The 11,803-nt window shown below is 61.9% G+C and carries 10 protein-coding genes and 1 pseudogene; 2 read left to right on the top strand and 9 right to left on the bottom strand.

Annotated features, from left to right (window positions below):
* Positions 1-51 precede the first annotated feature (51 nt).
* A complete protein-coding gene (lpxH, locus tag K7431_RS09455; RefSeq protein WP_012724995.1) occupies positions 52-801 on the bottom strand; it encodes a UDP-2,3-diacylglucosamine diphosphatase in 750 nt (249 codons plus the stop codon).
* The gene (locus K7431_RS09450) at positions 798-1,301 is read right to left on the bottom strand and encodes a peptidylprolyl isomerase (protein WP_043205556.1); all 504 of its coding nucleotides are present in this window, start codon (positions 1,299-1,301) and stop codon (positions 798-800) included. The genes lpxH and K7431_RS09450 overlap by 4 nt, the downstream gene beginning before the upstream one ends.
* Before the next feature lie 249 nt (positions 1,302-1,550).
* On the opposite strand from K7431_RS09450, the gene K7431_RS09445 reads away from it, so the two are divergent.
* Both K7431_RS09445 and cysS read left to right on the top strand, forming a co-directional pair.
* Entirely contained in the window at positions 1,551-3,251 is a 1,701-nt protein-coding gene (locus K7431_RS09445) for a glutamine--tRNA ligase/YqeY domain fusion protein (protein WP_012724993.1), read from the top strand.
* 15 nt (positions 3,252-3,266) lie between these two features.
* Positions 3,267-4,655 (top strand): cysteine--tRNA ligase, encoded by a 1,389-nt coding sequence (cysS, locus tag K7431_RS09440; RefSeq protein WP_012724992.1) that lies wholly within the window; start codon positions 3,267-3,269, stop codon positions 4,653-4,655.
* A 366-nt stretch (positions 4,656-5,021) separates the two neighbouring features.
* Here the strand turns inward: cysS and K7431_RS09435 are convergent, their stop codons facing one another.
* From K7431_RS09435 to K7431_RS09405, 7 genes and pseudogenes are all read right to left on the bottom strand, one after another.
* Positions 5,022-5,588: a dihydrofolate reductase gene (locus K7431_RS09435; RefSeq protein ID WP_052308679.1), complete on the bottom strand. Its 567-nt coding sequence runs from the start codon at positions 5,586-5,588 to the stop codon at positions 5,022-5,024.
* A gap of 24 nt (positions 5,589-5,612) precedes the next feature.
* On the bottom strand, positions 5,613-5,951 hold the full coding sequence (locus K7431_RS09430; RefSeq protein ID WP_043205555.1) for a Na+/H+ antiporter subunit G: 339 nt from the start codon (positions 5,949-5,951) through the stop codon (positions 5,613-5,615).
* Positions 5,948-6,226, bottom strand: coding sequence for a K+/H+ antiporter subunit F (locus K7431_RS09425; RefSeq protein WP_003211751.1), 279 nt, complete (start codon positions 6,224-6,226; stop codon positions 5,948-5,950). The genes K7431_RS09430 and K7431_RS09425 overlap by 4 nt, the downstream gene beginning before the upstream one ends.
* Positions 6,223-6,711 (bottom strand): Na+/H+ antiporter subunit E, encoded by a 489-nt coding sequence (locus tag K7431_RS09420; RefSeq protein ID WP_012724989.1) that lies wholly within the window; start codon positions 6,709-6,711, stop codon positions 6,223-6,225. Before K7431_RS09420 ends, K7431_RS09425 begins: the two co-directional genes overlap by 4 nt.
* The gene (locus tag K7431_RS09415) at positions 6,708-8,390 is read right to left on the bottom strand and encodes a monovalent cation/H+ antiporter subunit D (RefSeq protein ID WP_043205554.1); all 1,683 of its coding nucleotides are present in this window, start codon (positions 8,388-8,390) and stop codon (positions 6,708-6,710) included. Before K7431_RS09415 ends, K7431_RS09420 begins: the two co-directional genes overlap by 4 nt.
* Positions 8,387-8,731, bottom strand: a complete 345-nt coding sequence (locus K7431_RS09410; protein ID WP_007986256.1) for a Na+/H+ antiporter subunit C — start codon at positions 8,729-8,731, stop codon at positions 8,387-8,389. Before K7431_RS09410 ends, K7431_RS09415 begins: the two co-directional genes overlap by 4 nt.
* Positions 8,731-11,651 (bottom strand): annotated as a pseudogene (locus K7431_RS09405) (monovalent cation/H+ antiporter subunit A). The gene K7431_RS09410 and the pseudogene K7431_RS09405 overlap by 1 nt, the downstream one beginning before the upstream one ends.
* Positions 11,652-11,803: the final 152 nt, after the last annotated feature.

Here is an 11,803-nt window from a genome sequence, read left to right as displayed (position 1 = left end):
CCCCTCCCACATTTGGATCTTTGTTCACATTGGATTTGTGGTGTCTGAGGTTCAGGCGCCGGGCAACGCCAATTGCGGGTTGACGAAGTCAAACGCCGCCAATTGAAACCCTTGCTCATCCACCTGCAATGCCCAGCCTTGCTTATCCCAATCCCCCAGCACAATGCGCTTGGCCGCCTGGTCGCCAATCTGCAGCTTATGGATGGCCGGCCGGTGCGTGTGGCCGTGGACCAGGGTGCGCACGCCAAATTGCTGCATCACCCGTGGGACTTCCTCGGGGGTCACATCGACAATGTCGTTGGCCTTCATGCGCGTCTGCGCACGGCTTTCGCTGCGCAGCTTGCGCGCCAGCTTGTGCCGCGTGCGCAGCGGCAGATGCCGCAGGATAAACAGCACAATCGGGTTGCGCAGGATGCGCCGCAGCTTCATATAGCCGACGTCGCGGGTGCAGAGGCTGTCGCCGTGCATCAACAGCACGGGCTCGCCATGGAGCTGCACGACACTCGGGTCCTTGAGCAAGGTGGCACCTGCGGCTTTGCAGAACGCCTTGCCGATGAGGAAATCGCGGTTGCCGTGCATGATGAAAATCGGGGTGCCGCTGTCGCTCAGCTCGCGCAGGGCTGCGCAAATCGAACGCTGGAAGGGGGTCATCCCATCGTCGCCAATCCAGGCTTCAAAGAAGTCCCCCAGAATGTACAACGCCTGGGCGCCACGGGCGCGGTGGTGGAGCAGATCCAGAAACGCCCGGGTGATGTCCGGGCGCTCCTCTTCCAGATGCAAATCTGAAATCAGCAATATCACCCAACGATCTCGGCTTTCTCGACGATAACGTCTTCTACCGGAACGTCCTGGTGGCCGGCTTTACCGGTGGTTTGCACGCCTTTGATCTTGTCGACGACGTCCTGGCCTTCGGTCACTTTACCGAATACCGCGTAGCCCCAGCCCTGCACGTTCTTGCCGCTGTGGTTGAGGAAGGCGTTGTCGGCGACGTTGATGAAGAACTGCGCGGAGGCCGAATGCGGCTCCATGGTACGGGCCATCGCAACGGTGTACTTGTCGTTGGAAAGGCCGTTGTCCGCTTCGTTCTGGATGCTTGGACGCTTGTCTTTCTTTTCTTTCATGCCAGGCTCGAAACCGCCGCCCTGGACCATGAAGTTGCCGATGACACGGTGGAAAACGGTGTTTTCGTAGTGGCCGGCTTTAACGTACTCGATGAAGTTGGCGACGGTGATCGGCGCTTTCTCGGCGTTCAGCTCGATGACGATGTCACCGTGGTTGGTGGTCAGTTTGACTTGAGTCATGTTCACTACTCTTTTCAGGGAATTCGTGGGTTTGGACGCCTGCGCGCCTCGACCGGTCTGGCTAAACAGAGGCCAAGGGGCGCAGTTTAGCGTGACCTGCAGGAATTTCGAGGTGGTTTTTTACCGCCTATGCAATAAATGCTGCAGTTTTCGGTGCTGGCCTGTCAGGTGCTTGACAGCATCGGCTATGATATCGCCTTTGTTTTATCTGGCCTCACCCGGCCACGAACCTGTCTGTTCAAGGATCCTATGAGCAAGCCCACTGTCGACCCTACCTCGAATGCCAAGGCCGGACCTGCCGTCCCGGTCAATTTCCTGCGCCCGATCATCCAGGCGGACCTGGATTCGGGCAAGCACACGCAGATCGTCACCCGCTTCCCGCCAGAGCCCAACGGCTACCTGCACATCGGTCACGCCAAGTCGATCTGTGTGAACTTCGGCTTGGCCCAGGAGTTCGGTGGCGTCACGCACCTGCGTTTCGACGACACCAACCCGGCCAAGGAAGACCAGGAATACATCGACGCCATCGAAAGCGACATCAAGTGGCTGGGCTTCGAATGGTCCGGTGAAGTGCGCTATGCCTCGAAGTATTTCGACCAGTTGTTCGACTGGGCCGTCGAGCTGATCAAGGCCGGCAAGGCCTACGTCGACGACCTGACGCCTGAGCAAGCCAAGGAATACCGTGGCACCCTGACCGAGCCGGGTAAGAACAGCCCCTTCCGCGACCGTTCGGTGGAAGAGAACCTGGACCTGTTCAACCGCATGCGCGACGGTGAGTTCCCGGACGGCGCCCGCGTGCTGCGCGCCAAGATCGACATGGCCTCGCCGAACATGAACCTGCGCGACCCGATCATGTACCGCATCCGTCATGCCCACCACCACCAGACCGGTGACAAGTGGTGCATCTACCCCAACTACGACTTCACCCACGGTCAGTCGGACGCCATCGAAGGCATCACCCACTCCATCTGCACCCTGGAGTTCGAAAGCCATCGCCCGCTGTACGAATGGTTCCTCGACAGCCTGCCGGTACCGGCGCACCCGCGTCAGTACGAATTCAGCCGCCTGAACCTGAACTACACCATCACCAGCAAGCGCAAGCTCAAGCAACTGGTGGATGAAAAGCACGTGCACGGCTGGGACGACCCACGCATGTCGACGCTGTCGGGCTTCCGCCGTCGCGGCTACACCCCGGCATCGATCCGCAACTTCTGCGACATGGTCGGCACCAACCGTTCCGACGGCGTGGTCGACTTCGGCATGCTCGAATTCAGCATCCGCCAGGACCTCGACGCCAACGCGCCGCGTGCCATGTGCGTGCTGCGTCCGTTGAAAGTAGTGATCACCAACTACCCGGAAGACAAAGTCGACCACCTCGAGCTGCCGCGTCACCCGCAGAACGAAGCGCTCGGCGTGCGCAAGCTGCCGTTCGCGCGTGAAATCTACATCGACCGTGATGACTACATGGAAGAACCGCCGAAGGGCTACAAGCGCCTGGAGCCGAACGGCGAAGTACGTCTGCGTGGCAGCTACGTGATCCGTGCCGACGAAGCGATCAAGGACGCCGATGGCAACATCGTCGAACTGCGCTGCTCCTACGACCCGGAAACCCTGGGCAAGAACCCTGAAGGCCGCAAGGTCAAAGGCGTGATCCACTGGGTGCCGGCCGCTGCCAGCGTCGAGTGCGAAGTGCGCCTGTACGATCGCCTGTTCCGCTCGCCGAACCCTGAAAAGGCTGAAGACAGCGCCAGTTTCCTCGACAACATCAACCCTGACTCCCTGCAAGTGCTCACCGGTTGTCGTGCCGAGCCATCGCTTGGCGACGCACAGCCGGAAGACCGTTTCCAGTTCGAGCGCGAAGGTTACTTCTGCGCGGATATCAAGGACTCGAAACCCGGTCATCCGGTGTTCAACCGTACCGTGACCTTGCGTGATTCGTGGGGCCAGTGATTTAAGGGAAATGTCGTGTTAACGATCTACAACACACTCAGCAAGACCAAAGAAGTCTTCAAGCCGCTGGATGGCAACAAGGTGCGCATGTACGTGTGCGGCATGACCGTGTACGACTACTGCCACATCGGCCACGGCCGCAGCATGGTTGCCTTCGACTTGGTGACCCGCTGGTTGCGTTTCAGCGGCTATGACTTGACCTATGTGCGCAACATCACCGACATCGACGACAAGATCATCAACCGCGCCAATGAAAACGGCGAGTCGTTCGACGCGCTGACCGAGCGCATGATTGCCGCGATGCACGAGGACGAGGCGCGCCTCAACATCCTCAAGCCGGACATGGAGCCACGTGCCACGGACCACATCCCTGGCATGCACGCGATGATCCAGACCCTGATCGACAAGGGTTACGCCTACGCCCCGGGCAATGGCGACGTGTACTACCGCGTCGCCAAGTTCATGGGCTACGGCAAGCTGTCGCGCAAGAAAATCGAAGACCTGCGCATCGGCGCACGGATCGAAGTCGATGAAGCCAAGCAAGACCCGCTCGACTTCGTGCTGTGGAAAGGCACTAAGCCCGGCGAGCCGAGCTGGGAGTCGCCGTGGGGCGCCGGGCGTCCGGGCTGGCACATCGAATGCTCGGTGATGTCCACCTGCTGCCTGGGCGACACCTTCGACATTCATGGCGGCGGCAGCGACCTTGAGTTCCCGCACCACGAAAACGAAATCGCCCAGAGCGAAGCCGCCACTGGCAAGACCTACGCCAACGCCTGGATGCACTGCGGCATGATCCGCATCAATGGCGAGAAGATGTCCAAGTCCTTGAACAACTTCTTCACCATCCGCGACGTGCTGGAAAAGTACCACCCGGAAGTCGTGCGTTACCTGCTGGTGTCGAGCCACTACCGCAGCGCCATCAACTACTCGGAAGACAATCTCAAGGACGCCAAGGGCGCCCTGGAGCGTTTCTACCACGCGTTGAAAGGCCTGCCATCCGTGGCGCCTGCCGGCGGCGAAGCGTTCGTGGCACGCTTCACCGAAGTCATGAACGACGACTTCGGCACCCCGGAAGCCTGTGCCGTGCTGTTCGAGATGGTGCGCGAGATCAACCGCCTGCGTGAGAGCGATCTCGACGCGGCGGCCGGCCTGGCGGCACGCTTGAAAGAGCTGGCCAGCGTGCTGGGGGTTCTGCAAATGAAGCCTGAGGATTTCCTGCAAGCCGGCGCCGAAGGGCGTGTGGACGCGGCTGAAGTGGATGCGCTGATCCAGGCGCGTTTGGCTGCGCGGGCCAATAAGGACTGGGCGGAATCCGACCGTATCCGTGACCAACTGACCGCGATGGGGGTGGTGTTGGAAGACGGGAAGGGTGGGACGACGTGGCGGTTGGCTGATCAGGCTTGATCGGTAAACGCTGAATGAAAAACGCCCCGATTGGTTCGGGGCGTTTTTTTGCACACCGTTTTAGTGAGCGGCTCACCTGATCCAGTGTGGGAGGGGGCTTGCCCCCGATGACGGTGGTTCAGTCAACATATCTGCCAACAATGCCGCCGTCTTCGAAGCCTCGCTGAAGCTCGACATCTCCCACAGGGGATTAGCGATATCCATGAGATTTACAGCCGGGCTGTTTTCTCCCTGCCAACAGCGATCCAGTGTGGGAGGGGGCTTGCCCCCGATGACGGTGGTTCAGTCAACATATCTGCCAACAGTGCCGCCGCCTTCGAAGCCTCGCTAAAGCTCGACATCTCCCACATTTGGATCGTGCCTGTTTCATTCCCTCACTGCGCCGCGCCGAACGTAATCGACCCATTCATACGCTAGGCCCTCATGCTCCCTGACACCATGATGGCAGACCTCGATGAATTCATCCTCGAAGCTGGGAAACCGGGCTTCCCCTTCGTGATCGTCGTTGAACAGGGTAAGGTAGAGCCTGTCCACCCGATCTATCACCTGGTCATATAGCTCCGGGCCGCCACCGATATGAATTTCCTCGGGATGGTAGGAAGCCGCGCATTCCAGCGCTGATGCCAGCGAGCGGCAGACCACAGCCTGCTCGTGTTCAAAGGCCGGGTTGCGCGACAGCACGATATTGGGACGATCCGCCAGTGGTCGTCCACTGAGTGCGATCACCGATTCAAAGGTCTTGCGGCCCATGATCACGGGCTTTCCGATGGTTTTGGCGGCGAAGCGGCGCATGTCGTCCGGGACCATCCGTAAGAGTCCGCCCGCTTTGCCGATAGAGCGGTTACGGCGGCCCATTCCTGCCACGACTGCGATGGGTATAGCCATGATCTGTTCCTTCAGCGAAATGGCGGTGGCGGAGATGCCCTCCCACATTTTTGACCGTGCTCATTCAAGTAATCAGCGTCTGCTGCTGACCTCGGCGGGGACGTCATCACCGGCCATGCGCTTGCGGAACAGCGCAGTGCGAGCCAACAGCAATGTGGTCACCGGCACCGTGATCGACAATAAAATCGGAATCAACCACCCGTGCAACACCGGCCCGGACTTGAGCACCGAAAAGTAGATAATCGACGCCAACGCGACACACCAGGCCCCTAACGTTGAAGCCAGTGCCGGTGGGTGCATGCGTTGAAAAAAGTCCTTCATCCGCAGTAATCCGATCGCGCCAATCAACGCAAACACACTGCTCAGCACCAGCAGCACCGCCACGATCACTTCCACCCATAACGGCATCATTCAATCACCTCCCCACGCAGCAGGAATTTCGCCAGGGCAAACGAGCCGACGAAGCCAAACAGCGCGATCAGCAGCGCCGCTTCAAAGTAGGTGTCACTCGCATACCGAATGCCCAGCACCAGCATCATCAGCATCGCCAGGATGTACAGGTAGTCCAGCGCCAGTACGCGGTCTTGTGCCGACGGGCCTTTGAACAGGCGCACCAAGGTCAGCACCATGGCCAGCGAGAACAGGAACAGGCTGAACAGGATCGCATTGGAGAGCAGGGCGCTCATTCGAAGATCTCCATCAGGGGCCGCTCGTAGGTGGTCTTGAAGTGCTCGATAAACGGTGCTTCATCCTCCAAGTGGAACACGTGCAAGAGCAGGATGCTACGGTCCAGTGCCAGTTCCGACCAGATGGTGCCGGGCACCACGGTGGTGATCATCGACAGCGCGGCCAGGCCGTTGGCGTCGCGCAGGTCCATGGGGATCTTGACGAAGCGCGAGCGCGGCGGGCGCGAGCTGCATGTCAGCACGCCCCAGGCCACTTGCAGGTTGGAGACGATCACATCGCGTCCCACCAGGAAAAACAGGCGGATGATCACGCCGGGGCGGCGGATGCGGATCGGCAACGGGCGCAGCGGTGCCATCAGCAGCGGCGCAAGAAAGCCCAGCAGGGCGCCCAGCAGCAGGTTGCCGGGGCTGACCGAGAGGTTCAGCACCAGCCACAGCACCCACAACGCCAGCGACAGCCACGGGGCAGGGAACAGGCGCTTCATGGTTGCACCTCCAGCGCGGCGGTCTTGGCTTCAGGGCTGGGTACGGGACGCGTTGCCATCACCGCCATCACGTAGTTTTCCGGGTTGTTCAGGCTCTGGGCGGTGCCCAGGGTGTAGCGCATCAGCGGCTCTGCCTTGAAGGTCAGCAGAATGCTCAGGCCCAGCAGGAAGAAGATCGGCACGCACTCATAGCGGCGCAGCAACGGCGACGGGCGCTCTTCCGGGGTCCAGAAGCGCTGGATGCCCAAACGCGCAAAGGCGATCAGCGAGGCCAGGCCGGAGAGGATCAGCAGTGCGACCAGGCCCCAGGCAGCCGGGCGGATCGGCTTCTCGACACTGACCCCCAGGCCCAGCGGGTTGACCAGCGCGCTCAACAGGCTGAGCTTGCCGATAAACCCGGACAACGGCGGCATGCCGATAATCAGCAGGGCGCAGGCGACAAAACTCAAGCCCAGAAAGGCCATGGTCCAGGGAATCACCTGGCCGACCACGGCTTTCTGTTCGTCATCGAGGTTGACGCCAGGGCGCGGATGCAGGGACTCCATGGCCTTGGGCAGTGCATCGATCTCTTCATCCAGCGGCAGGTCGTTGGCCGAGCGCGAACGCTCGATCAATTCGGCCAGCAGGAACAGCGCGCTCAAGGCCAAGGTGGAACTGACCAGATAGAACAGCGCGCCGGCGGTGAGGCTCGGCTGGGCGAAGCCCACCGACGACAGCAGGATCCCGGCCGAGACCAGGATGCTCAAGCTGGCCATGCGCTCCAGGCGCTGCGCCGCCACCATCGCCAGACCGGCGCAGACAATGGTGGCCATGCCGCCGTACACCAGCCAATCGCCGCCAAACAGTGCCGACGCACCGGCCTGGCCGGAGAACAACAGGGTCCACAGGCGCAACACGGTGTACACGCCGACCTTGGTCATGATCGCAAACATCGCCGCCACCGGCGCGCTGGCCGATGAGTAGGCGGGGGCCAGCCAGAAGTTCAGCGGCCACATGCCGGCTTTCGCCAGGAACGCCGTCGCAAGGATCGCCGCACCCGCGTGCAGCAGGCCGCGATCGGCTTCCGGCACCAGCGGGATCTTCAGCGCCAGGTCGGCAAAGTTCAGCGTGCCGGTGACGCCATAGATCATCGCCGCACCAATCAGGAACAGTGACGAGGCCAGCAGGTTGATCGCGATGTAATGCAGCCCCGATGACACCCGCGCACGGCCGGAACCGTGCAGCATCAAGCCATAGGACGCCGCCAGCAGCACCTCGAAGAACACGAACAGGTTAAACAGGTCGGCCGTGAGGAAGGCGCCGTAGAGGCCCATCATCTGGATCTGGAACAGCGCATGGAAGCTGGTGCCGGCACGGTCCCAGCGGGCCATGGCGAACAGCAGCGCGCTCACGCCGATGATCCCGGTGAGCACCAGCATCAAGGCTGATAGTTGGTCCACCACCAGCACAATGCCGAACGGCACCTGCCAGTTGCCCGGCAGGTACACGCCAATCGAGCCGGGGCCGCCTTTTTGCGTCCAGTACAGCAGCAGAATGGCGATGCCCAGGCCGATCATGCTCGAGAACAGGTTGATGCGCGCTTTCAGCGGCCGATGCTTCTCGCCGAGCATCAGCATCAAGGCGGCGGTAAGCAACGGCAGCAGGATCGGTGCGACGATCAGTTGATTCATCCACGTCATTCCTTGGGCTCCCGGCCGTCCACATGGTCAGTGCCGGTCAGGCCCCGTGACGCCAGCAACACCACCAGGAACAAGGCGGTCATGGCGAAGCTGATCACGATGGCCGTGAGCACCAGCGCCTGGGGCAGCGGGTCGGTGTAGTGGAGCAGGTCTTGCGGCACACCGTCCTTGATGATCGGCTCCTTGCCGATAAACAGGCTGCCCATGCTGAAAATGAACAGGTTGACCCCGTACGACAGCAGGCACAGGCCCATCACCACCTGGAACGTCCGTGGCCGCAGGATCAGCCAGACCCCGGAGGCGGCCAGGACGCCAATGGCAATTGCAATGACTTCTTCCATCAGGCGGCTCCTTCCGTAGCGGCAACCACTTTGGCCTGGTTGCTCGGTTTATGGGCCCGCACGGACTGGTGACCGAGGGCGGTGAGCATCAGCAGCGTCGAGCCGACGACCATGGCGTACACGCCGACGTCGAAGAACAGCGCGCTGGCGACATGAATGTCGCCGAGCACCGGCAGGCTGAAATGCCAGGTGTGGGTGGTGAGGAACGGGTAGCCGGCAAACAAGGCGCCAAGCCCGGTCAGGGTCGCGGAGAACAGCCCGAAGCCCATCCAGCGCATCGGCCGCAGGCTCATTTGTGCCTCGACCCATTGGGTGCCGGCGACCATGTATTGCAGGATAAACGCGACCGACATCACCAGCCCGGCGACAAACCCGCCGCCCGGCTGGTTGTGGCCGCGCATGAACAGGTAGAACGACACCACCAGCGCAATCGGCAGCAGCAGGCGCACCAGCACCGCCGGCACCATCATGAAGCCCAGCGCGGTGTCGCTGGCCTGGCGTGGGTTGACCAGGTCGGTGGCCACGTCCGGCGCCAACTGGCGCTGTTGCGCGGGCAGTTGCATGCTTTCCTTGGAAGGGCGGAAGCGGCGCAGCAGGGCGTACACCGTCAGCGCCACGGCGCCGAGCACGGTGATTTCGCCGAGGGTATCAAAGCCCCGGAAGTCGACGAGCATCACGTTCACCACATTGCTGCCGCCGCTTCGGGCAGGGCACGGCTGAGGTAGAACGAAGAGATATCGTTGGGGGTCTGGCGCGTCAACATCGCGTAGGACAACAGCGCCATGCCGCCGCCCACTACGGTGGACAGCAGGAAGTCGCGCACCCGGCGAATCCGCGCCTTGCGCAAGGTGTTCGGCAGCGGCGAGACCTCCTCGATCCGCCGCGGCAGCCAGCGCAGGCCCAGCAGGATCAGCACGGTGGTCACCACTTCGACCACCAATTGCGTCAACGCCAGGTCCGGCGCCGAGAACCACACAAAGGTGATGCAGGTCATCAGGCCGCACACGCTGACCATGGTCAGGGCCGCCAGCCGGTGGTACTTGGCTTGCCAGGCGGCGCCAAGGGCGCAGGCGATCGCCAGCACCCACAGGGTGACGAACACGATGGACCCCGGGATTTTCGGGCGGTCGCCCCAGCTCAAGCCACTGTTGAGCATCGGGATCATGCCGCCGATCACCGCCACCAGCACCAGCAGGAACAACTGAGTCTGCAGGCGCTTGGTACTGATGCGTTTCTCGATCCTGCGCACGCCGCGCATCATCACCACCAGGCTGCGCTCGAAACCACGCTTGCCGTTGAAATAGCTGATGATCGGCGGGTACTTGAAGCGCCCCAGCTTGAGTTGCTTGCGCAGCAGCAGGTACAGCACCACGCCGCCGGACATGGCCACCAGGCTCATGATCATCGGCGCGTTCCAGCCGTGCCAGATCGCCAGGCTGTACTCCGGCAGCACGCCGCCCACCACCGGCAGCGCAGCGGCGGCAAGGATCGAGCCGACCACCTGGGCCGGGAAAATCCCTACCAGCAGGCACGTGAACACCAGCAACTCAACCGGTGCGCGCATCCAGCGCGGTGGTTCGTGAGGCGTGTGCGGCAGGTTGGTCGCCGGCGGGCCGAAGAACACGTCCACGGTGAAACGCAGCGCATAGGCCACGCTGAATGTCCCGGCAATGGTCGCGATCAACGGCAGGGCGAACTCCACCCAGGCCGTCGAGGTGATGAACACGGTCTCGGCAAAGAACATTTCTTTGGACAGGAAGCCGTTGAGCAACGGCACGCCCGCCATGGACGCACTGGCCACCATCGCCAGGGTCGCGGTAAACGGGATCAGCTTGACCAGCCCGCTGAGCTTGCGGATGTCCCGCGTGCCGCTTTCGTGGTCGATGATGCCCGCGGCCATGAACAGCGAGGCTTTGAAGGTGGCGTGGTTGAGGATATGGAACACCGCCGCGACGGCGGCCAGCGGGCTGTTGAGGCCCAGCAGCAAGGTGATCAGCCCGAGGTGGCTGATGGTGGAATAGGCCAGCAGGCCCTTCAGATCATTCTGGAACATGGCGCAGTACGCGCCGAGGAGGAGGGTGAGGGCGCCGGCGCCGCCGACGATCCAGAACCATTCTTCGCTGCCCGACAGCGACGGCCACAGGCGGGCCAGCAGGAACACGCCGGCCTTCACCATCGTTGCCGAATGCAGGTACGCCGACACCGGCGTGGGGGCCGCCATCGCATGGGGCAGCCAGAAGTGGAAGGGGAATTGCGCGCTTTTGCTCAAGGCGCCTATCAGCACCAGGGCCAGCATGACCGGGTACAGCGAGTGCGAACGAATCTGATCGCCCGCCGCCAGCACCTGGTCGAGGTCATAGCTGCCGACGATATGCCCCAGCAGCATCACGCCGGCCAGCAGGCACAAGCCGCCGGCGCCGGTGACCATCAACGCCATGTACGCACCGCGGCGCGCGTCGGCGCGGTGGTGCCAATAGCCGATCAGCAGGAACGAGAACAGGCTGGTCAGTTCCCAGAAGAACACGATCTGGATGAGGTTGCCGGAGATCACCAGGCCGAGCATGGCGCCCATAAAGGCCAGGAAAAACGCGAAGAATCGCGGCACCGGATCATCCGGCGACATGTAGTAACGCGCATACAACGCCACCAGCGAACCGATGCCGAGCACCAGCATCGAGAACAGCCAGGCAAACCCGTCCATGCGCAACACGAAGTTCAGCCCGAGGCTGGGCAACCACATGAATTCTTCGCGGATCACGCCACCGTGGGCGATCTGGGGGTAGAGCAGGGCGACTTGAATAGTGCCGACCAGGGCCACAAGGCCGGCCAGCAGGGATTCGGTGTTACGTGCATTGTGCGGCAGCAAGGCCGCCAGACAGCTGCCAATAAAAGGCAGAAGCAGTAGAACTATCAGGGACATAGGCTTCTAATCTGCGGGAGTTTGGGATGCATCATACGTGCCGCTTTCACGATCACCAAACGGCAAGATGTGGCAGGATCCTACAAGATAGGTCGAATAATCCCATTTGGCAGTGTTTAGGACCCTGTGGCGAGGGAGCTTGCTCCCGCTGG

Source organism: Pseudomonas fluorescens group sp. (assembly GCF_020093335.1).
Taxonomy (GTDB): Bacteria; Pseudomonadota; Gammaproteobacteria; order Pseudomonadales; family Pseudomonadaceae; genus Aquipseudomonas; species Aquipseudomonas petroselini.
Note: the sequence above shows the minus strand (reverse complement) of the source record. Positions and strands in the feature narration are given on the sequence as shown.